The organism is Dermacoccus nishinomiyaensis (genome assembly GCF_900447535.1).
Taxonomy (GTDB): Bacteria; Actinomycetota; Actinomycetes; order Actinomycetales; family Dermatophilaceae; genus Dermacoccus; species Dermacoccus nishinomiyaensis.
The window spans coordinates 297927-319971 of the sequence record NZ_UFXX01000001.1 but is presented as its reverse complement, the minus strand read 5'-3'; the positions used below and the strand labels follow the sequence as shown (position 1 = coordinate 319971).

The window sequence follows — 22045 nt, the reverse complement described above, 5'->3', positions numbered from 1 at the left end:
ACCCGGCGCCGCGGACGCCATCAGGGCGCTACTTCTGCGCCTCCGTCATCTGGCGCAGTTCTTTCTTGAGGTCACGTAATTCGTCGCGCAGACGCGCTGCGAGTTCGAACTGCAGCTCGGAGGCCGCCTCACTCATCTGGGCCTGCAACTCCTGGATGAGGCCCGCGAGGTCGGCGGCGCTGCTCGCCTCGCGCTTCGCGCCCGCGGCGACGTTCGCGTCGGCACTCGCCGCACCGCTGCCGCCGCGACCCTTACCACGCGACATCGAACGGCCGGAACCGAGCAGTGCGTCCGTGTCGGCGGACTCGCGCTGCAGCATGTCGGTGATGTCCGCGATCTTCTTGCGCAACGGCTGTGGGTCGATGCCCTTCTCCGTGTTGTACGCGATCTGCAGCTCACGGCGGCGCGACGTCTCGTCGATCGCCTCCTGCATCGACGGCGTCACCTTGTCGGCGTACATGTGCACCTGACCGGAGACGTTTCGCGCAGCGCGACCGATGGTCTGGATCAGGCTTCGTGCGGACCGCAGGAAGCCCTCCTTGTCGGCGTCGAGGATCGCGACGAGCGACACCTCCGGTAGGTCGAGACCCTCACGGAGCAGGTTGATGCCGACGAGGACGTCGAACTCACCCATGCGCAACTCGCGCAGCAACTCGACGCGGCGCAACGTGTCGACCTCCGAGTGCAGATAGCGCACCCGCACACCCTTGTCGAGCAGATAGTCGGTGAGATCCTCGGCCATCTTCTTCGTCAAGGTCGTGACGAGGACACGCTCGTTCTTGTCCGTCCGTGTGCGGATCTCGCCGAGCAGATCGTCGATCTGCCCCTTCGTCGGCTTGAGCACGATCTCGGGATCGACGAGACCCGTCGGGCGGATGACCTGCTCGACGTAGCCGTCGCTCTTGCTCATCTCGTAGTCGCCCGGCGTCGCCGAGAGGTACACCGTCTGCCCGATGCGCTCGAGGAACTCCTCCCACTTCAACGGCCGGTTGTCCATCGCGCTCGGCAGACGGAAACCATGGTCGACGAGGGTGCGCTTGCGCGACATGTCACCCTCGTACATCGCCCCGATCTGCGGGACCGTCTGGTGCGACTCGTCGATGACGAGGAGGAAATCCTCCGGAAAGTAGTCGAGCAGCGTGTTCGGCGCGGTACCGGGGCCACGACCGTCCATGTGACGGCTGTAGTTCTCGATGCCGGCGCACGACCCGACCTGCCGCATCATCTCGATGTCGTACGTCGTCCGCATCCGCAAGCGCTGCGCCTCGAGCATCTTGCCCTCGGCCTCGAACCGCTTGAGCTGATCGCCCAGCTCGACCTCGATGCCGGCGATGGCGCGCTCCATGCGCTCGGGCCCGGCGACGTAGTGCGTCGCCGGGAAGACGTACATCTCCGACTCCTCGTTGACGATCTCCCCCGTCAACGGGTGCAACGTGTAGAGCCGGTCGATCTCGTCGCCGAAGAACTCGATACGGATCGCGAGCTCCTCGTACACGGGGATGATCTCGACCGTGTCGCCGCGCACGCGGAACGTGCCGCGCGTGAACGCGAGGTCGTTGCGCGTGTACTGCATCTCGACGAACCGGCGCAGCAACTCGTCGCGGTTGATCTCCTGGCCGACCTTGAGACGGGCCATTCGGTCGACGTACTCCTGCGGCGTCCCGAGACCGTAGATGCACGACACGGACGCGACGACGACGACGTCACGCCGCGTCAGCAGCGAGTTGGTCGCCGAGTGACGCAGCCGCTCGACCTCCTCGTTGATCGAGGAATCCTTCTCGATGTACGTGTCCGTCTGCGGCACGTACGCCTCGGGCTGGTAGTAGTCGTAGTAGCTGACGAAGTACTCGACGGCGTTGTGCGGCAACAACTCGCGGAACTCGTTGGCGAGCTGCGCCGCGAGCGTCTTGTTGGGCGCCAGCACGAGCGTCGGGCGCTGCACCTGCTCGATCAGCCACGCCGTCGTTGCCGACTTTCCGGTACCCGTCGCACCGAGCAGGACGATGTCCTGCTCCCCCGCCTTGACGCGCTTCGACAACTCGGCGATGGCCTTCGGCTGATCGCCGGCGGGCTCGAACTCGGATTCGACCTTGATGGGTGCAACAGAACGCTGCAGATCGGTGACTGGACGCATGCCGCAACCCTAGACCCGCCCACTGACAACCCCGGAATCCCGCGGTCCTCAGCCCTGCAAGCGCGTGCGCCACACGTCGTCGACGCGGCGACGCAACGTGTCCTCGTCCCCCGCGTTGTCGATCCACACATCGGCGACCGCGCGGCGCTGCTCGTCGCTGGCCTGACTGCGCATGCGTGCCTCGGCGACCTCACGCGGCATCCCGCGGTGCTCCTCGAGCCGCTGCAGACGCGTCTCGACGGGCGCATCGACGACGATGACGACGTCGTAGTCGCCCTCGCGCCCCAGCTCGACGAGCAACGGAATGTCGTGCACGAGCACCTGCCCCGGTTTCGCCGCGGCGAACAACTCGAGCGTGCGCGCCGCGATGAGCGGGTGCGTGATGGCTTCGAGGTCGCGCCGCGCGCCCTCGTCCGCGAAGACGATGGCCCCCAGCGCGCCGCGATCCAGCTCGCCCCGCGCCGTCAGGACGCCGTCACCGAAGCGGTCGGCGATCTGCGCGAGCCCCGCACTGCCGGGCGCGACGACCTCGCGCGCGACGGCGTCGGCGTCGACCACCAGCGCCCCGTGCTCGACGAGCAATCGGGCCACCGCAGACTTGCCCGAACCGATCCCACCCGTCAACCCGACCTTCATCGTCGCCTCCTCAGACGCGCGTCGCGGCACTGTTCAGCGCCGGTGCGACCTCATCGTCCCAGAACGCACCGACAGCCGCGTCGAGCTCGTCGATGCTGCCCTCGTTCGAGAGGACGACGTCGGCCGCGTCGCTGCGCTCGCGCCCCTGCGTGTCGGCGTCGATCTCGGCCCAGGCCTGCTCAAGATCCAGTCCACGCTCGGCCATGAGCCGTTCGACGCGCACCTCCGCCGGCGCCTCCACGACGACGACGTGGTCGAAGTCGCGCGGCGTCGCGGCGTCCGTCAGCAGCGCGAGGTCGAGCACGAGCACCGAGTCATCGCCCACGGCCTTGGCCCGGGCGTCGGCCTCCGCACGCACGAACGGGCCGATGACGGCATACATCCGCTCGCGCGCCGCGGGGCTGCGCGTCGTGAGGTCGTCGAGCGTGTGCCAGTCGATCGTGCCGTCGGGGTGGGCGATCGTCTCGGAGAACACCTCCCGCAACCGGTCGAGGGCTTCCTCGCCCGGCACGAGCAGTTCGCGCATCACCTCGTCGAACTCGACGACAACCGCGCCGCGGCGCTCGAACGCGTCGCCGACGACCGACTTGCCCGCGGCGACCGGCCCCGTCAGCCCGAGGGAGACGGCGGCGCGCTCCGCGGCCTGCTGCTGCGTCTGCGCCGTCGTCGGGACGTGCGTCTCGAACTCCGGCTCGGTGCCCTCCTCGAACTCGGGCAGGACGACGTAGGCGTCCTCGTCGAGCACGCCCTCGGCGGCGCGCCGCTCGTACTCCTCGGCGGGCAGCACCTGCTTCCACTGGCGGGTCCGCATCGGGCGTGCCGCTCCGGCGTCCTCACGCAGCGCCTGGAACAACAGCCAGGCCTGCAGGACCGTCAGGACCGTGATGGGGAACCCGATGACGATGATGACCTCCTGCAGCGCCGACAGCCCGTCCTCGCCCGCCGTGAGGATGATCGCAGCACAGACGGCGCCCACCGACAGCGACCAGAACACGCGCTGACGGCGCACCGACGCGTCCTCGTGGCCGTTGACCATGGCGTCCATGACGAGCGCGCCCGAGTCGATCGAGGTGATGAAGAAGATGACGATGACGGCGAGCGCCAGCGTCGCGACGGGCAGGTAGCCGGGCAGGTCGCGCAAGAACTGGAACAGCGCCGCCTGCGGGTTGTTCTCGTCGACGATGGTGTGCGCGAGCGAACCGCCCTGTCCCGCAGCCTTCGCGCTCGCTCGATCGCTCGTGATCGACGTGAGGCCGTACACGCCGATCCACACGATGACGAAGGCGCTGGGCAGCCCGATCGATGCCGTCACGAACGCGCGGATGGTGCGTCCGCGCGAGATCTTGGCGACGAACATCCCGACGAATGGCGCCCACGTCACCGTCCACGCCCAGTAGAAGACCGTCCACTGACCCGACCACGCGCCGTGGTGCATCGTGTCGTTGAACGTCGACAGCATCGGCAGCTGCGACAGGTAGCGACCGGCCGACTCGACGATGCCGCGCGCCACGTCTGAGGCCGACATCGCCGTCATCGCCACGAAGAGGAGCAGCGCGATCGCCATGAGGATGTTGGCGTAGGACAGGTTCTTGACGCCCTTGTCCATGCCGGCGAGCACGGACGTCAGCGCAGCCGCCGTGATGACGGCGAGGATCGCGGCCTGCACCCACCCGGCGATCGGCACGCCGAAGACATCGTTCATGCCCGAGTTGATCTGCAGCGCACCGAGACCCGTCGAGACGGCGAGACCGAAGACGGTGGAGACGACGGCGATGATGTCGATGGCCTGGCCGATGGGGCCGTGGATGCGGTCGCCGAGCAGCGGATGGAACGCAGACGACACGCGCGGCGGCAGGTTCCGCTTGTACGTGAAGTACCCGAAGCACAGGCCGGGCACGACGAGGATGGCCCACATGTGGATGCCGAAGTGGAAGTTCGCGATCGACAGCGCGTCCCACGCCGCTTCGTCCGAGTAGGGCGCCGCGCCGAGCGGCGGGCGCGCGTAGTGGTTAATCGGCTCGGCGATGCCCCAGAACATCAACGTCGCGCCGACGCCGGCCGCGAACATCATCGCGAACCACGACAGCCCCGAATAGGCGGGCTCGGCGTCGTCAGGGCCGAGCTTGACGCGCCCGTAACGGCTTGCGGCGAGCCCCAGCGAGAAGACGACGAGAAGGGTCGCGGCCGCCGTGTAGAACCAGCCGAGATCGAAACGTAACCAGTGTGCCGCCGCACCGAAGACGGAACGCACCGGGTCGGGGAAGAGTGCCATGGACGCGGTGAACACGACGATCAGCGCAGCGGAGCCGAAGAAGATCCGCGGTGACGTACGTAGGCCGAGACGGTCGTGCAGACGGGTGGTTAAGGCGCTCATCAACGCTTCGGGGTCGGTGGGGCCCAAGCCCGCGGACGATCGCCACGAGCCGGGTCGTGCCCTCGTGGCACGAGGGCCAACCCTACGTGGTGCCCGCGGCTCGCGCCGAGCACCCCCAGGCCGCCGTCAGCCGCCGAAGATGCTCATGCGCTCCAGGCGGTCGAAGGCCTCGTCGATCTGCTCCTCGCCGACGGTGACAGCGAGACGCAGGAACCCTTCGCCCGACGCGCCAAACGCGGTGCCGGGGATCGTCAGGATGTGGGCTTCCTCGACGATGCGCGCGGCGCACTCGAGCGACGTCAGACCGGTCTCGCGGATGTCGACCCACAGGTAGATCGTGCCCTGCGGCTCGAAGGCGTCCATGTGCGGCAGCCGCTGCACGCGCTCATATGCGCGCTGCAGGCGGCCGCGGTAGAGCTCCTTGACGGGCGGACGCAGCTCGGCGCGTCGTTCGAGAGCGTTGAGGGCCGCGCGCTGCGAGATCGAGGGCGCGGTGAAGACGTTGTTCTCGTTGACGTCACGCGCCGTCGAGACGAAGTCGGCCGGGGCGAGGATCCACCCGATGCGCCAGCCCGTCATGAGGTAGTCCTTGCTGAACGACCCGATCGTCACGGTGCGCTCCGCCATGCCGGGCAGCGACGCGAACGGCACGAACGGCTCGCGGTAGGTGAACAGCGTGTAGATGTCGTCGGCGACGACGACGAGGTCGTGCTCCGTCGCGACCCGCGCGACGCCTTCGAGCGTTTCGCGGCTCCACTGCACACCCGTCGGGTTGCACGGCGTGTTGACGATGACGGCGCGCGTGCGCGGCGTGATGGCGGCCTCGAGGTCGGCGATCGTCACCTGGAAGCCGTTCTCCTTCGTCGTCGGCACGAAGACCGGCACGCCGCGCGCGAGACGCACCTGGTGCGGGTACGGCGTGAAGTACGGCTCGATGACGAGCACCTCGTCACCGTCGTCGAGCAGTGTCTCCATGACGAGCCACATCGCGTGGCAGCCCGACGTCGTCACCATGACGTCGTCGATGCTGCGTTCGAGACCGTAGTCGTCGCGGTACATGTCGACGATGCCCTGGCGCAGCTCCGGGTAACCCAGGCTCGAGGTGTAGTGCGTGTGGCCGGCCTTCGCGTCGGCCGCGGCAGCCTCGATGATGCCGGCGTCGGTCGTCAGGTCGGGGTCGCCGAGGCTGAAGTTGATGACGTCGTCGAACTCGCGCGCACGGTCGGCGATGACGGACATCTGCGTCGCGGAACCCGCCTGGTAACGGGAGGAGATGAAACGAGGCACGGTGCGCCTTTCGAGCTGGTGGCCCCGCGGATCTCGCGGGGCCCGACGCAGCCATCATGCCGCAGAGCGAGACCTCGTGAAACGTTTAGGGTGGGGGCGTGAATGGCCTCCTCGTGACCGGTACCTCCTCCGATGCGGGCAAGTCGCTCGTCGTCACCGGGCTCGCGCGGGCGTGGGCGCGACGCGGGGTGCGTGTGGCCCCGTTCAAGTCGCAGAACATGTCGAACAACTCGATGGTGTGCCGTGACGGCAGCGAGATCGGGCGCGCGCAGTACCTGCAGTGCGAGGCTGCGGGCGTCGAGGCCGCGAGCGTGCACAACCCAGTCCTGCTCAAGCCGGGCAGCGACCGGGAGGCGTTCGTCGTCCTGCGTGGCCGACCGGCAGGGCGGTTGCGCGCCGGTGAGTACGCGACGGGCCGGCGTCACCTCGCGGACGCGGCGTTCACGGCCTTCGAGGAGCTGGCGGGCGACGTCGACGTCATCATCGCCGAGGGTGCCGGCTCCCCCGCCGAGATCAACCTGCGCGGCGGCGACTACGTCAACATGGGGCTCGCGCGCCGCTTCGACCTGCCCGTCGCCCTCGTCGGCGACATCGACCGCGGCGGTGTGCTCGCCGCGCTGTACGGGACGTGGGCGTTGCTCGACGACGACGATCGTCGCCATCTCGCGGCGTACGTCATCAACAAGTTTCGCGGCGACGCGTCCGTCCTCGAGCCCGGCCTCGACGAGATCACGCGACGTACCGGCCTGCCCTGCCGCGGCGTGCTGCCATGGCTCGAGGATGTGTGGCTCGACTCTGAGGATGCCTTGTCGATCGGTCGGTGGCGACCGAGTCTTGCGGGCGGCGATGCAGACGAGGCGCGTCTGAGCGTCGCCGTCGTCCGGTTTCCGCGCACGAGCAACGCGACCGACGTCGATGCTCTCGCCGCCGAACCGGGCGTCGACGTGCGGGTGACGACGGACGCCGACCTGTGCCGTGAGGCCGACCTGCTCGTCCTGCCGGGCAGTCGCGCGACCGTCAGTGATCTGGCTTGGCTGCGCGCCCGCGGGCTCGCCGACGTCGTCGCCGACCGCGTTCGGCGTGGGGCGCCGGTGCTCGGCATCTGCGGCGGCTACGAGATGCTCGTCGACCGGCTGGAGGATTCCGTGGAATCCGGTGTCGGGGCGGTCGACGGGCTCGGGCACCTGCGCGGATCGGTGAGGTTCGAGGCGGAGAAGACGTTGGCTCGGCCCGCTGGAACGTGGCGGGGCGAGGACGTCGACGGCTACGAGATCCACCACGGTGTCGTCACCGCCGAACCGAACTTTCCCGGCGGTACGTGCGCGGGGGCCGTGTGGGGCACGATCTGGCACGGCACCCTCGAGAACGACGGATTCCGGCGGGCGTGGCTGAGTGACGTCGCCCGCGCGTCGGGCTCTGCGTGGGTGCCTCGCGGCGGCGCGATGGGGTTCCGTGCCCGACGTTCAGCCATGATCGACGCCCTCGCCGACGCCTGCGACGAACACCTCGACGTCGACGCGCTGCTCGACCTGGCGATGAGGAAGGGCTGAATCATGACGGACACCACGACCCCTCGCGAGGTTCGCGTCATCGGTATCGGCGCGGGCTCCCCGCGTCATCTGACGCTCGAGGCGATCGACGCGATGCGTGAGGTCGACGTCTTCCTCGTCGCCGACAAGGGCGATGAGAAGCGCGAGCTCGTCGAGGTGCGCGAGGCACTGTGCCGCACGCATCTGGCCGAGGGCAGCTACCGGTTCGTCGCGCTCCCCGATCCGCGGCGCGGCCCCGACGCCGAGCGTGACGCGCACCAGTACACCGACGGTGTTCTCGATTGGCACGACGCGCGCGCTCACGCGTGGGGCGAGGTGATCGACGCGCTCGAGCCGGGAATCGTCGTCGGATTCCTCGTCTGGGGTGACCCCGCGTTCTACGACTCGACGATCCGCGTCGTCGATCGACTGGCGCGCCATCGGCCGGTGAACTCGCTTGTCATTCCGGGCATCTCGGCGTTCCAGACCCTCGCCGCGGCGCACGGCATCGTGCTGCACGAGATCGGCCAACCGGTGCACGTCACGACCGGACGACGGCTCGTGAGTGAATGGTCCCCCGGCCTCGGAACGGTCGTCGTCATGCTCGACGGGCACCTCGCCTGCCGCCACCTCGTCGAGACGCACCCTGCCCTCGTCATCCACTGGGGCGCGTATGTCGGCATGCCCCAGCAGACGCTGCGCGCGGGCCGCCTCGTCGACGTCATCGACGAGATCGTCGACGTTCGTGCCCGCCTGAAGCAGGAGCACGGCTGGGTCATGGACGTCTACGCGCTGAGCCTGCCGGCATCCTGACGAGTGGCCCCGCCGTCGGCCACCGCACTCCTGGGTCTCGTTCCTGAGAGGCGGGATGTCGTGAGAGCCGCGATCGCGCCATACAGGGTTTCAGCTCTCAACCGTCGAGGATGCAGAACTCGTTGCCCTCTGGGTCGGCGAGGACGGCCCAGCCGAGGTCGCTGCGGCGATCGTCGACCATCGTCGCGCCGAGGGCGAGGGCACGCTCGATCTCGGCATCACGCGTCGAGGCCTGAGCCCGCAGATCCATGTGGGCGCGATTCTTCACCTGCTTCGCATCGGGCACCCGGTAGAACAGCACGATGGTGCCGTTCGGGGCCTCGAGTGAGCACTCGTCCGAGCCGGGACGGTACGACTCCGGCTCGGCGATCTCCCATCCCATGAGTGCGCGCCAGAACTGCGCGACGGCGAACGGATCGCGCGCGTCCCAGGTCGTGTGGGACAGATACAGCCCCATCAGCTGTCTCCTGCCGCATCACCGTCGCCGAGTACGCCGCCGGCATCGGTCGTGCGCACGGAGGCGCGGCGCGCGTCCAGCGCCTGCAGGATCATCCCCGCAGCGAGACACGCACCGACGCCCTCGCCGGCGCGAAGGCGCAGGTCGAGCAGTGGTTCGAGGCCGAGTTCGTCGAGCATGAGACCGTGCGCGCTCTCCCGGCTGCGCTGACCCGCCACGAGATACGCCTGGACCGACGGCTCCATCCGTGCGGCCGCCAAAGCCGCGACAGACGTCGCCAGTCCGTCGAGGACGATCGGCGCGTGCGCCTCAGCGGCGCCGAGCACGACACCTGCGAGCACCGCGACCTCCGGCCCACCGACCTGCGTGAGTGCCAGGCGGGCACGCTCGCCCCGATTCGTGGCGACGTCACGTGAGCCTTGGCTGCGCTCCAGTGCGGCCTCGACCACGCGCTTCTTGCGCGCCATCATCGCGGCATCCGCGCCCGATCCGAGGCCGAGCACAGCGTCGGACGGAGCCTCGAGCAGCGCCGCCGCGAGAGCAGCGGCGATCGTCGTGTTGCCGACGCCGACCTCGCCGAGCACGACGAGACCGCTCGCCCCGGCCCTCGCCCCGAGCCGCCGCCCGGCCGCAAGACACGCCTCGACGTCGTGCGGGGTGAGCGCGTCGGCGTCAACCAGGTCACCCCGTGGCCCCACGAGGTCCACGCGCTCGGTGGGGACGCCCGCGGAAAGCTCATCGGCACCCGATGCAGGCGCCGGCTGCCGCCCGTCCACGCCGGCATCGACGACAAGACAGGCAAGGCCGGCCGAACGCGCATGTGCCGCTCCAAGGGAAGTGCCCGCCCTGGCCGCGCGCATGACGTCGGCCGTCACGGACGAGGCGTAGGCGCTCACGCCGTGGCGGGTGACCGGGTGGTCGGCACCGGCCAGGACCAGTGTGCCGCCGGCGACGTCCGGCCCGGCGATGGCGGCGACCCGGTTGACGACGCGGTCGAGCACCCCGAGCGCCTCCGGCGGAGCGAGCAGGCGGTCGGCGTCGTCGCTGGCGACGACGAGACGGGCGCCTTCGGGGCCTGCGAGGTAGGACGGTGGCGGCCCGGTCGGACGCAAGCCTGACGCGGGGGCCCCTGAACCGAACGCCGCCGGGCCGCCGTCGACACCCACGGTCTCCGGTCCGCGTGCCGTGGCATCGATCTCACCCGTCTCGGGCCAGCGTTCTGCCAGCACGACGTCGTCGAGAGCCAGCTTGGCCGACCATGCGGCGCGCTGCAGACCTGGTTCGGGCGGACGCTCGTCGGGCCAGCCGAGGCACATCCAGCCGAGGGTCTCGACGCCGTCGGGCAGGCCGAGCAGATCAGCCAGATCGGCGGGTTCGAACAGCGTCACCCACCCCATGCCGAGTCCGTGGGCGCGCGCCGTCAGCCACATGTTCTCGATGGCGCACGCGCATGACCAGACGTCCGTGTCGGTGAACGTCGCCCGCCCGAGCACGCCCGCTGCGGGCACGCGCCGGTCACAGGCAACGACGACGCCGACGGGCGCCTCGCGCAGCCCTTCGAGCTTGAGGTCGAGCAACCGCGCCGCCCGCTCGGGCAGCATCTGACGCGCCTGCCGCAAGCGTGCCGTGTCCGCGAGGTGCGCAGCGCGATCCCGGGTTGCCGGATCGCTCACGACGATGAACCGCCACGGCTGTGAATGGCCGACCGACGGCCCGGCATGACCCGCAGCGAGCACCTCGCGCACGAGCTCGTCCGGCACCGCGTCGGGGCGGTAACGCCGAATGTCACGACGCGCCCCGATGACGTCGGCGAGGGCTTCCTGCACCTGCGCGCCCATGGACCAGCCAGCCGGATCATCGCGGCGTTCGCGCGCCGACGAGGCGTCACCGATGACAGGCGTCGGACGACGGAAGCCACCTCCGTCGCTCGAGTCGGCGATCCGAGAAGACTCCGCGAGCGAGGCGTCCCCGGCGTGACGCAGAATCCCCTCGACATCCGGGGACGGCGCACCCCGCGCAGGCCCTGCCGGCACTCCACGCAGCGACTCGTCGGGGCTCACTCCTCCAGCTCACCTTCGACGTCGAGGTAGACCTGCTGCATCGCGGCGACGGTCTCGGGGTTCGGTTCCGCCCACAGTCCACGCTCGGCCGCCTCGCCGAGCTTCTCGATGATGCCGCGCAGCGCCCACGGGTTCGCATGGCGCATGAACGCCTGGTTCGTCTCGTCGAGCACGTACTCGGACGCGATCGACTCGTACATCCAGTCGGGCACGACCTGGCTCGTCGCGTCGAAACCGAACAGGTAGTCGACGGTCGCGGCGAGCTCGAACGCGCCCTTGTAGCCGTGGCGCTGCATCGCCGAGATCCAGCGCGGGTTGACGACGCGGGCGCGGAAAATGCGGGCGGTCTCCTCCGTCAGCGTGCGGGTGCGCACGGCGTCAGGGCTCGTCGAATCTCCCACGTACGCCTTGGGTTCGGCACCCGTCAGTGCCTTCACCGTCGCGACCATGCCGCCGTGGTACTGGAAGTAGTCGTCGGAGTCGAGGATGTCGGATTCGCGGTTGTCGACGTTCTTCGCCGCCACCTGGATGCGTCGATAGTTGCGCTCCATGTCGTCGCGTGCGGGCGCGCCGTCGAGGTCGCGGCCGTACGCGAACCCACCCCACGCCGTGTAGACCTCCGCGAGGTCGTCGTTGCTGCGCCAGTTGCCCGACTCCATGACCTGCAGCAGGCCCGCGCCGTACGAACCCGGTTTCGAACCGAAGATGCGGGTGCGGGCGCGCCGCTCGTCGCCGTGCGTCTCGACGTCGGCGAGGGCGTGCGCGCGCGGGAAGTTCTGATCGAGCGGCTCGTCGAGGTCGACGACGAGCTTGACGGCGTCGTCGATCATCGCGACGACGTGCGGGAAGGCGTCACGGAAGAACCCCGAGATGCGGACGGTGACGTCGATGCGCGGACGCCCGAGCTCCTCGAGGCTGATCGGTTCGAGCCCGACGACGCGGCGTGACTGCTCGTCCCAGATGGGCATGATGCCCAGCAGTGCAAGGATCTCGCCGATGTCGTCGCCGCTCGTGCGCATCGCGGAGGTGCCCCACGCCGACAGCCCGACCGATTCGGGCAGCGCGCCCTCGTCCTCGCGGTAGCGGGCGATGAGCGAATCCGCCATCGCGCGGCCCGTCTCGTACGCGAGGCGGCTCGGGATCGCCTTCGGGTCGACCGAGTAGAAGTTGCGGCCCGTCGGTAGGACGTTGACGAGCCCGCGCAGCGGCGAACCGCTCGGGCCGGCGGCGACGTACCCACCGTCGAGGGCGTGCAGCACGGAGGTGATCTCCTGCGGTGTCTGCTGCAGACGCGGCACGATCTGGGTGCAGGCGAACCGCAGGGACGCCTCGACGCCGGCGCGGTCGACGCCGGCGACCTCGTCGTCCGCCAACCCCGCGAGGTGCGCCTCGACGACATCGGAGACCGACGCGGCATCCCACCCGGCAGCAGCCAATGCGGTGACGAGGGCGTGCGCGTGCCGCTCGGCGTTGTCGGTGGCGTCGCGGTCGTCACTCGTCGGGTCGAGGCCGAGCGCGGTGCGCAAGCCCGGCAGCCCGTCCTTCGCACCGCCGAAGAGCTGGTTGGAGCGCAGCATCGCGACGACGAGGTTCGTCAGGCCCTCGCCCTCGGGCGCGGCGCCGAGCACGTGCAGACCGTCACGGATCTGCACGTCCTTGATCTCGCACAGCCACCCGTCGACGTGCATGACGAACTCGTCGAACGAATCCTCGTCCGGCATGTCCTCGAGGCCGAGGTCGTGGTGCAGCTCGGCCGCGCGGATGAGCGTCCAGATCTCGCCCTGCAGCGCCGGCGCCTTCGCCGGGTCCATGACGCTGACGTTGCCGTACTCGTCGAGCAGCTGCTCGAGGCGGGCTATGTCGCCGTAGCTCTCGGCGCGCGCCATCGGCGGCACGAGGTGGTCGACGATCGTCGCGTGCGCGCGTCGTTTGGCCTCGGTGCCCTCGCCGGGGTCGTTGACGAGGAAGGGGTAGATGAGCGGCAGCGAGCCGAGCGCGGCATCGGTGCCGCACGAGGCGGACATGCCGAGGCTCTTGCCCGGCATCCACTCGAGGTTGCCGTGCTTGCCCATGTGGACGACGGCGTGGGCGCCGAACTCCTCCTCGATCCACCGGTAGGTCGCGACGTAGTGGTGCGTCGGCGGCAGGTCGGGGTCGTGGTAGATCGCGATGGGGTTCTCACCGAAGCCGCGCGGCGGCTGCACGAGGATGACGAGGTTGCCCGCCTGCAGTGCCGCGGTGACGATCTCGCCGGCCTCGTCATGGGAGCGGTCGACGAACAGCTCACCGGGCGCCTCACCCCAGTGCTCGCTCATCCCCTCGCGCAGATCCTCGGGCAGGCGGGCGAACCACTCGCGGTAGAGCGCTGCGGGGATACGTACGTGCGCGTCGGTGAGCTGCGCGTCCGTCAACCACTCCGGGTCCTGCCCGCCCGCGGCGATCAGGGCGTGGATGAGCGCGTTGCCCGCGGTCGTGTCGAGCTCCTCGCCCTCGATCGGTTCGACGTCGTCGAGACCGGGGATCGCGCCGCGTTCGCCGAGGTCGTAACCGGCCTCGCGCATGGCGCGCAGCAGCCGGATCGTCGAGACGGGCGTGTCGAGGCCAACGGCGTTGCCGATGCGCGAGTGCTTCGTCGGGTACGCCGACAGCATGACCGCGATGCGGCGCTCCGACGGGTCGAGATGACGCAGCCGCGCGTGCCCGACGACGATGCCCGCGACGCGGTCGCAGCGCTCCGGGTCGGCGACGTAGGACGGCAGGCCGTCCGAGTCGAACTCCTTGAAGCTGAACGGAACCGAGATGATGCGCCCGTCGAACTCGGGCACCGCGACCTGCGTCGCGACGTCGAGCGGCGTCATCCCGTCATCGGAGGCGGCCCACTGCTCACGGCTCCACGTCAGGCACAGCCCCTGGACGATGGGGACGTCGAGCGCGGCGAGGGCCTGGACGTCCCAGCTCTCGTCGTCCTCCCCCGCGCCCGCGGACGCCGGACGCGACCCGCCGGCCGCGAGCACCGTCGTCACGAGCGCGTCGTAACCGGCGAGGTGGTCGAGCAGTTCGGCGTCGGCCTCGCGCAGGCTGGAGACGTAGATCGGCACCCCGATGCCGCCGGCGCGGTCGATCGCGTCGGCGAGGGCATGGGCGTACGCGTCGTTGCCCGCGACGTACTGGGCACGATAGAAGAGCACCGCGACGCGGGGCTTCTTCGTGGCCGTGGCGCCGTCGGTGCTCTCGGCGTCATCGGCGATCTCGGCACGCTCGAGCACACCCCACGACGGCGTGACGACGGGCGGTTCGAAGCCTTCGCCGGTCATGAGCAGCGTGTCGCTGAGGAACGCGTGCAGCTCCTTGAGGTTCGCCGCACCGCCCTGCGCGAGGTACTCGTGGGCCTGCGCCGCGACACCGGGCGGCGTCGTCGAACGCTCGATGAGGGCCGCGTTGGGCTCCTGCTCACCGCCGAGGACGACGACGGGACGGCCGGAGGCGGCGTACGCCGCGAAACCACTGCACAGATCCTGCGGGCCGCCGAGCAGGCGGACGACGACGATGTCGGCGCCCTCGGAGGCGTCGCCGTGCGTCGGGACGCGCCCCGGGTTGGAGACGGCGTAGTCGGCGCCGCTCGCGCGAGCGCTGAGCAGGTCGGTGTCGGAGGTCGAGATGAGGGCGATGCGCGCCATGAGGGCAGCTCCTTCGCGGGTGTCCACGCCCGCGTCGTCATGAGAGGGCTCCCGTGGCACGGGAGTCGATCGTCAGGGCGTTCCTGACTCGCCGACGCACGCGTCGGACACACAGTGGCGGGACCGTCCCGGATTCGCACCGGGTTCCATCACCTGACGACCGTGCCCGAGCCTAACGGAGACGGCTCGTATGCTGCTCGCTGTGCCCGTACGAGATGTCGACGACCGCTGCCCCGGTGTGCTGCGCCCGTTCGCAGCTGCCGACGGCGCCATTGTCCGCCTGCGCGTGCCCGGTGGCCGCGTGTCGAGCCATGACCTCGTGACGGTGTGCGATCTTGCCGAACGATTCGGCCAGCCGTTCGTCCAGCTGACGTCACGCGGCAACCTGCAGCTTCGCGGCTTGGACGAGCCGCTGCCGGGCGCGTTCGTCGACGCCGTCGCGGCGCTCGGGATGCTGCCGTCAGCAACCCACGAGCGGGTGCGCAACATCGTCGCGGGGCCGGATGCGTCGCTCGATTCCCTGGTGCAGCAACTGGATTCGGCGATCGTCGACACGCCGTCGTTGGCGTCACTGTCGGGGCGATGGATCTTCGCGCTGGCCGCCGGGGACGAGACGCTGCCCGCGGTGCCGGCCGATGTCGCGTTCGCTTTCGGCGCGGACGACGACAGCTCGTGGACGGGTGAGATGCGCGTCGATCAGATGCGTGCCGGCGAAGTGCGCGTCGGTGGCCGGTCGTTCGCATGTGCTGCGCACCAGGCCGCGGCGACGCTGGTCGCTGTCGCGGAGGACTTCGTCGCGACGACGCAGCATGATGACGGGCGGTTCTGGAACGTCACCGACCTGCCCGACGATCATCCGTTCTTCGCCCGACTCGACGAGCGGGTGCGCGCCGCCGAGGTGAGCGCCGCCGATATGCCCCGCGCCGAGGCCCGGCCCGCGACCGGCACCGCGGCGGCCACGTCCAAGAGCCGCCTTGAGGTTCATCTCCCGCTCGGCCTGCTCGACGCGCCGGCCGCTCGCGCCCTGGACGAGGTGACGCAGGACGTCGTCGTCACCCCCGAGCGCAGCATCGTCGTGCGTACGCTGCGCGACGGCGCCGACCTGCCCAGCGCGACCAGGCATCTGCGCGGCGCCGGATTCGTCACCGAACCCGGTTCGGCCCGAGCGCGATTCAGCGCCTGCGTCGGCGCACCGTACTGCCGTCGCACCGACGTCTCGACGCTCGACCTCACGCGGGCCGCGGCGAGGATCTTCGACGACGGCAACTGGTGTGACACGGCGCTCGATGACAGCCGCATCGGCAGCGTCATCGCTGCTAGCACGCCCGAGCATGCCAGCGCCGATGATCGACGTGCCACCGTTTCCGCCGCACCCCGCGTCCACGTCGTCGGGTGCGAGCGTGCGTGCGGCCGCCCCGCCGGCGAGCATCATCTCGTCGTCGCCCCTCACAACCTGACCGACATCCTCGACCCGAACGGCCGCTCATGACCGACATCGCTCCCCCGACCCGCCGCTACGACTACGAGCGTGACGGGCGTGCCATCTATCGCGAGTCGTTCGCGACGATCCGTCGTGAGGTGACGCTCGACCACCTGCCCGAGGGCGTCCACCGTGCTGCGGTGCGGGTCGCGCATGCCGCAGGCGACGTCGGCGTCATCGACGAGATCGCCGGCAGCACGGACGTCGGCGAGGCCGCTCTCGCCGCGTTGCGCGCCGGCGCGCCCGTCATCACCGACTCGCACATGCTCGCCGCGGGCGTGACGCGCAGCCGACTGCCCGCCGACAACGACGTCATCTGTACGCTGCGCGAACCGCAGGTGCCGGCGCTCGCACAGGCCTGGTCGACGACTCGCTCGGCCGCCGCCGCGTCGTTGTGGGCACCGCACCTCGACGGCGCCGTCGTCGCCATCGGCAACGCCCCGACGGCCCTGTTCCACCTGCTCGAGATGCTGCTCGACGGCGCCCCGCGCCCGGCTGCGATCGTCGGGATGCCCGTCGGTTTCGTCGGCTCCGCCGAGTCCAAGGTCGCTCTCGCCGAGCATCGTCTCGACGACGGATCACAGATCCCCTGGCTGACCGTCCATGGGCGCCGGGGAGGCTCAGCCATGGCTGCGGCCGCCGTCAACGCCCTCGCGACCGAGCAGGAGATCCTGTGATGACGGGCAGCCTGTGGTGCGTCGGCGTCGGCCCCGGTGACCCCGAACTCATCACCCGCAAGGCCGCTCGGCTCATCGAGACCGCTGACGTCGTCGCCTACCACCGCGCCGGTCATCGTCCGAGCACCGCACGCGCCATCGCGGCCGATCTCATCCCGGACGGCGTCGTCGAGGAAGAGCTCGTCTACCCCGTGACGACTGGTGAGATCGACCATCCCGGCGGCTACCACGGTGCGATGGCGGCGTTCTACCTCGAGTGCGCCGAGCGCCTCGGCGCCCACCTCGAGGCCGGACGCAGCGTCGTCCTGCTCGCCGAGGGCGACCCGTTGTTCTTCGGTTCGTCGATGTACGTCCACGACCTGCTCGCCGAGCGTTTCGACGCCCATGTCGTGCCCGGGGTGACGTCGGTCTCCGCGGCGTCCGCAGGCCTGTCGACAGGGTTGTGCCGGCACGAGGACGTGCTCACCGTGCTGCCCGGCACCCTCCCCGTCACCGAGATGGCGCGCCGCCTCGCCGACACCGACGCCGCCGTCATCATGAAGCTGGGCCGCACCTTCGCGAACGTGCGCGAAGCACTCGCCCAGGCGGGCCTGCTCGAGCGCGCCTGGTACGTCGAGCGGGCGAGCCGTGACGGTGAACGCCTCCTCCCTGTCACACAGGTCGACCCGTCGCACGTGCCGTACATGTCGCTCGTCGTCGTGCCCGGGCTCGATCGACGCGCCGACGCCGCCGGCCGCGCGTCGGGAAGCGCGAGCAGTTCGAGCCGGACCGCGATGCAGCGAGTCCCCGGCGTGCTGCCCGCCGCAGCGACGTCCGAGAGGTCGGGCGAGCCCGGAACCGTGTTCGTCGTTGGGCTCGGGCCCGGCCCCGACGCCTGGCTGACGCCCGAGGCGGCTGACGTCCTGGGGCGCGTCTCGTACGTCATCGGCTATGCGCCTTACGTGGCCCGGGTCCCCACACGCGATGGCCTCGTCCGGCTCCCGAGCGGCAACACGGTCGAGGTCGATCGCGGCACCCAGGCCCTCGAACTGGCGCAAGACGGGCACGATGTCGCCGTCGTCTCTGGGGGCGACGCCGGGGTGTTCGGGATGGCGTCGGCCGTCTTCGAGGCGCGCGAGCGACCCGAGAACGCCGCACTCGCCTCGGTGCCCGTGCATGTCGTTCCCGGCGTGACGGCGGCGCACGCCGCGGCCGCGCTGGCCGGAGCCGTGCTCGGTGGCGACCACGCGCTCATCTCGCTGTCCGACCGCCTCAAGCCGTGGGACGTCATCGACGCGCGTCTGCGCGCCTGTGCCCGCGCCGACGTCGCGATGGCGTTCTACAACCCCCGCTCGGCGAGCCGCCCTCACCAGTTCGCCCAGGCGCTCGCCGTGCTGCGTGAGGAACTACCAGGCGATCGCCCCGTCGTCGTCGCACGTCATGTCGGCCGCGAGCAGGAGGCCCTCGAGGTGACGAGCGTGGCCGCGCTCGACCCCGAGACGATCGACATGGGTTGCCTCGTCATCGTCGGCTCCCAGGGCACCCGCACCACGGCGGACGGGCGCGTGTGGACGGCGCGATACGTCCCGACGAGGTGATCACGTCGGCGGTCGAAAAACCGTCGGGTCTCTATGGACACAGGAGACCCGCGGGCACGTAGCGTCAGGGATATGAGCGACTTCACCCCCCACGCCGGCTCCTCCGAGTCGCCGTCGGTCACCTACCCCGACGGCTCGACGCTCGGTGTCGAGGTGGATGGGGCCCAGGTGCATCTCGTCGCCCGCGGCGACGTCCACGACCTCATCCGCGACACCAACCTCTCGCCCGCCGAGGCCCATCACCTCGGGGAGGCGCTCGTCGAGGCCTCCGCCGAAGCCGGGGCTCCGGAGCAGCCGGGCCGACACGACCCCGCCGAGATCGACGCGCTGCTCGATCAGTTCCCGCTGGACGAGCCCGCCTGAGCCACGCGAGTCTGCCTGAGACAGATATCAGGCCGACGCGGGGTGCGGGTTCGGTTGCGGGCCGTCACGAACCCCGGTTAGATGCACGTGATACCGGAACATCACCGTTCAAGGGGGAGAACGATGCGTCGAATTCTTGTCGCCGGCGCGGCTGCCGTTTGCTTGCTCGTCGAAGGCGCGGGCCCGGCGTCCGCTGCTGAACCCACGTCGGTGACTGCCGCGTCGACCAGCGTCTCGTCTGCGTCGTCAGCACGAGCCGCAGCTGTGACCGGGGGCGTTGGGACGGCAGGCGTTGCGGCGCACGGTGCCCAGAACGTCGCGTTCGTCGACGCGTCGACGAACCAGCAGTCCATCGGGCAGCAGCCCGAGCGGCGGCGCACGCCGTCCCGCAAGAAGCGTCGCAGCAGCGGGGTCGGGCGATTCTTCGGCGGGCTCGTGTTCATGTTCATCGGGTTGCCGCTGCTCGTCGTCGCCGCGCTCGTCCTGTTCTTCATGGTGCGTCGCGGTCGCAAGCAGCGCGAGCAAGCCTTCGCGCAACAGCAGCGTCGTCAGACCCAGAACGGCCCCTACCAGGCGCAACAGGGCCCCTACCCCGGCGCGAACGGCACGAACGACGTCGACGGGCAGAACCCGACACACCGGTTTTGAGCGACGCCGGTCAGGACACCGACCGAGCAGGCCACCCGAGAGCCACCGCCGATGACGCGGTGGCTCTCGTGCGTCACGTTCGTTCGCGGCTGCAGCTGTAGAGGTGCGACTCGGCGAAGCCGTGGGCCGCGAGCGCAGGCCCGACGAGGATGACGGCGGCCTGCCGCAGCCCGGCGTCCTCGACCTGATCGGCGATGTCGGCGAGCGTGCCGCGCAGGATGAGTTCGTCGGGGCTGCTGACCTGCGAGCCCACGACAACAGGACAGTCGGTGCCGTAGTGCTCGGCCAGCTCGTGTGCCAGCCGCCGCGTGTGACGGATCGCGAGGTGGAGCACGAGTGTCGCCCCCGTCCGCGCGAAGTTCGCGAGCTCCTCACCCGCCGGCATCGGCGTCGAATCGCGCTGTGCACGCGTCAGGACGACCGACTGCGTCACCTCGGGCACCGTCAGCTCGCGTCCGACACGCGCGGCTGTGGCCGCGTAGGCCGGCACGCCCGGGCAGACGTCCCAGGCGATACCGGCTGCGTCGAGGCGACGGCCCTGCTCGGCCACGGCGCTGTAGACGGAAGGGTCGCCCGAGCACAGACGCGCGACGTCGTGCCCCAGCGCATCCGCGGCGACGATCTCGTCGATGATCTCGTCGAGGGTGAGGTGCTGTGTGTCGACGCGGCGCGCGCCCGGCGGGCAATGGGCGAGGACGGCGTCGTCGAGGTAGGTGCCGGCGTACAAGCACACCTGCGAACTCTCGATCAGGCGCACCGCGCGCAGCGTCAGCAGGTCGGCGGCGCCGGGGCCGGCACCGATGAAGTGAACGGTCATGTCAGATCCTTCGCGTAGCTCCACTGGACGACGGCGCGCGCGGGGCGCCAGCCGTGCAGTCGGCCGAGGGGTTCGAGGTGTTCGACGGCCAGGCGCGTGAGGTCGCCGCCATGCGTGCGCCAGGCGTCGAGGAGGATGCTCTCGCTCTCGAGCGTGACGGCGTGAGCGACGAGGCGGCCACCGGGGCGTAGAGCCGCGAGGGCAGCGTCCACAGCCTCAGCGCTCAGCCCGCCACCGAAGAAGACCGCATCGGGAGCGCTGTGACGGGCGTCGCTCGTGGCGCGAGCGGCGCCGTCACGGCAGGGGCCGCAGGCGGTGCCATCGGGGTGCTGCGCGCCGTGGACGGCTACATCGTGGACGCTCGCCTCGACGACGTCGACGCGATGATCGACTCCGAGGGCGCGGGCGTTCTCGCGGGCGCGTTCGGCGCGTACGGCATCGCGTTCGACGGCGACGGTGCGAGCATCGGGCGCGGCGAGCGCCCATTCGATGCCGACGGCCCCCGAGCCGGCGCCGAGATCCCAGAGCAGCGCGCCGCGCGTGGGGCGCAATCGCGCGAGTGCCGCAGCCCGCACGTCGCGTTTCGTGATGAGCCCGTCATTGCCGAACCACGTCTCGGCGCGGCCCGGAACCGTCCCGACGACGTCGGCCGCGCCCAGTTCGTCGGGCACCTCGACGCAGACGAGGACGAGGTCGGGAATCGGCTCGGCGAGGTCGCGTTCCCCGTCGGGCCACCCCTGGGCGGTGGCCTGTAGCGACCCTTCCCCGGGCCCGCCGAGGTGCCACCACGCCGTCAGCCTCGCCTCCGGTGCTCCCGACTGCACGAGCAGCGCGGCGAGCTCGCCCGGGCCGCGCGCGTCGGAGCACAGCACGACGAGTCGCGCTCTGGGCGTGACGAACGGGCGCACTCGCTCGATGCTGCGGCCCACCGTCGTCACGACGTCGACGCTCTCGGCCGCCCACCCCATCCGGGCGCGCGCGAGGGTTTCGCTCGACAGTGCGGGATGGACGCGAACGGCGCCCGCACCGAACTCGTCGATGAGCGTCGTCGCGACACCCGAGCGCAGCGGATCGCCGGAGGCGAGCACGACCACGCGCCCGGACGCGGCATCGTCCATCTCGTGGGCGTCGGACGACGTGGCGCGCCCATGGGCATGGTCATCGGCATGGAACAGGAGCTCGCGCAGCCCGTCGCGCAACGGGCGCGGCCACGTGCGGCGCTCCTGGCCCTCCACCTGCGGCAGCAGCTCCAGGTGCCGTCGCCCGCCGACGACGACGTCAGCGTCCGTGACGAGTTGCCGAAGGTGGGCGGGCAGCAGCGCCCACCCACCGTCCTCGATGCCGACGACCTCGATCATGGGCGACACCCTATGCCCCGCCGGGGCCTCGGGCGGCGTCGGCGTCTGTCATGATGGGGCCGTCGCGCGCGAGGAATGCCGGTGCGAATCCGGCAGCGGTCCCGCCACTGTGATCCCCGACGGGGTAAGCCAGGACGTCGCCGCGACCACTGGCGTCG

At 70.4% G+C, this 22045-nt stretch carries 16 protein-coding genes and 2 riboswitches; of the genes, 7 read left to right on the top strand and 9 right to left on the bottom strand.

All coding sequences use genetic code 11. The features are described from left to right. Positions 1 to 28 precede the first annotated feature (28 nt). The 4 genes from uvrB to DYE07_RS01600 form a co-directional block, all read right to left on the bottom strand. Entirely contained in the window at positions 29 to 2134 is a 2106-nt protein-coding gene (gene uvrB / locus DYE07_RS01615) for an excinuclease ABC subunit UvrB (RefSeq protein ID WP_074039365.1), read from the bottom strand. A 48-nt stretch (positions 2135 to 2182) separates the two neighbouring features. Beyond that, positions 2183 to 2770: a dephospho-CoA kinase gene (gene coaE / locus DYE07_RS01610; RefSeq protein WP_115297050.1), complete on the bottom strand. Its 588-nt coding sequence runs from the start codon at positions 2768 to 2770 to the stop codon at positions 2183 to 2185. 10 nt (positions 2771 to 2780) lie between these two features. After that, positions 2781 to 5144 (bottom strand): dephospho-CoA kinase, encoded by a 2364-nt coding sequence (gene coaE, locus DYE07_RS01605; protein WP_115296194.1) that lies wholly within the window; start codon positions 5142 to 5144, stop codon positions 2781 to 2783. Between the two features lie 126 nt (positions 5145 to 5270). Next, the gene (locus tag DYE07_RS01600) at positions 5271 to 6431 is read right to left on the bottom strand and encodes an aminotransferase class I/II-fold pyridoxal phosphate-dependent enzyme (RefSeq protein ID WP_115296193.1); all 1161 of its coding nucleotides are present in this window, start codon (positions 6429 to 6431) and stop codon (positions 5271 to 5273) included. A 98-nt stretch (positions 6432 to 6529) separates the two neighbouring features. On the opposite strand from DYE07_RS01600, the gene DYE07_RS01595 reads away from it, so the two are divergent. Together DYE07_RS01595 and cobF are read left to right on the top strand one after the other, a co-directional pair. Further along, on the top strand, positions 6530 to 7981 hold the full coding sequence (locus tag DYE07_RS01595; RefSeq protein ID WP_115296192.1) for a cobyric acid synthase: 1452 nt from the start codon (positions 6530 to 6532) through the stop codon (positions 7979 to 7981). Between the two features lie 3 nt (positions 7982 to 7984). Beyond that, positions 7985 to 8773 carry a precorrin-6A synthase (deacetylating) gene (gene cobF, locus DYE07_RS01590; protein ID WP_038568336.1) on the top strand — a complete coding sequence of 263 codons (789 nt, stop codon included), beginning with the start codon at positions 7985 to 7987 and terminating at the stop codon, positions 8771 to 8773. A 97-nt stretch (positions 8774 to 8870) separates the two neighbouring features. Here cobF and DYE07_RS01585 read toward each other — a convergent pair whose 3' ends face one another. Genes DYE07_RS01585 through cobN form a run of 3 tightly spaced genes read right to left on the bottom strand, consistent with a single transcriptional unit; the run spans position 8871 to position 14967 of the window. Then, complete coding sequence (locus tag DYE07_RS01585; RefSeq protein WP_038568339.1) at positions 8871 to 9230, bottom strand: VOC family protein; 360 nt, start codon at positions 9228 to 9230, stop codon at positions 8871 to 8873. Next, the gene (gene bluB / locus DYE07_RS01580; protein ID WP_202774993.1) at positions 9230 to 11290 is read right to left on the bottom strand and encodes a 5,6-dimethylbenzimidazole synthase; all 2061 of its coding nucleotides are present in this window, start codon (positions 11288 to 11290) and stop codon (positions 9230 to 9232) included. Before bluB ends, DYE07_RS01585 begins: the two co-directional genes overlap by 1 nt. Continuing rightward, a complete protein-coding gene (cobN, locus tag DYE07_RS01575; RefSeq protein WP_115296191.1) occupies positions 11287 to 14967 on the bottom strand; it encodes a cobaltochelatase subunit CobN in 3681 nt (1226 codons plus the stop codon). Before cobN ends, bluB begins: the two co-directional genes overlap by 4 nt. Before the next feature lie 58 nt (positions 14968 to 15025). After that, a riboswitch (cobalamin riboswitch) is annotated at positions 15026 to 15158 on the bottom strand. Between cobN and DYE07_RS01570 the strand changes: the two genes are divergently transcribed. The 5 genes from DYE07_RS01570 to DYE07_RS01550 all read left to right on the top strand — a co-directional run bounded on the left by DYE07_RS01570 (position 15158) and on the right by DYE07_RS01550 (position 19712). Then, entirely contained in the window at positions 15158 to 16456 is a 1299-nt protein-coding gene (locus tag DYE07_RS01570) for a ferredoxin-like domain-containing protein (RefSeq protein WP_115296190.1), read from the top strand. It overlaps the preceding riboswitch by 1 nt. Beyond that, the gene (locus DYE07_RS01565; RefSeq protein ID WP_038568351.1) at positions 16453 to 17124 is read left to right on the top strand and encodes a precorrin-8X methylmutase; all 672 of its coding nucleotides are present in this window, start codon (positions 16453 to 16455) and stop codon (positions 17122 to 17124) included. Before DYE07_RS01570 ends, DYE07_RS01565 begins: the two co-directional genes overlap by 4 nt. After that, the gene (locus tag DYE07_RS01560; RefSeq protein WP_115296189.1) at positions 17124 to 18701 is read left to right on the top strand and encodes a precorrin-2 C(20)-methyltransferase; all 1578 of its coding nucleotides are present in this window, start codon (positions 17124 to 17126) and stop codon (positions 18699 to 18701) included. Before DYE07_RS01565 ends, DYE07_RS01560 begins: the two co-directional genes overlap by 1 nt. Before the next feature lie 72 nt (positions 18702 to 18773). Beyond that, positions 18774 to 19064 (top strand): hypothetical protein, encoded by a 291-nt coding sequence (locus tag DYE07_RS01555; protein ID WP_115296188.1) that lies wholly within the window; start codon positions 18774 to 18776, stop codon positions 19062 to 19064. Positions 19065 to 19328: 264 nt separating this feature from the next. Then, complete coding sequence (locus DYE07_RS01550; protein ID WP_115296187.1) at positions 19329 to 19712, top strand: hypothetical protein; 384 nt, start codon at positions 19329 to 19331, stop codon at positions 19710 to 19712. A gap of 73 nt (positions 19713 to 19785) precedes the next feature. Here DYE07_RS01550 and cobM read toward each other — a convergent pair whose 3' ends face one another. Together cobM and cbiE are read right to left on the bottom strand one after the other, a co-directional pair. Next, the gene (cobM, locus tag DYE07_RS01545) at positions 19786 to 20529 is read right to left on the bottom strand and encodes a precorrin-4 C(11)-methyltransferase (RefSeq protein WP_115296186.1); all 744 of its coding nucleotides are present in this window, start codon (positions 20527 to 20529) and stop codon (positions 19786 to 19788) included. After that, positions 20526 to 21887, bottom strand: a complete 1362-nt coding sequence (cbiE, locus tag DYE07_RS01540) for a precorrin-6y C5,15-methyltransferase (decarboxylating) subunit CbiE (protein WP_115296185.1) — start codon at positions 21885 to 21887, stop codon at positions 20526 to 20528. Before cbiE ends, cobM begins: the two co-directional genes overlap by 4 nt. A 72-nt stretch (positions 21888 to 21959) precedes the next feature. Beyond that, positions 21960 to 22023: riboswitch (cobalamin riboswitch) on the top strand. Positions 22024 to 22045 lie beyond the last annotated feature (22 nt).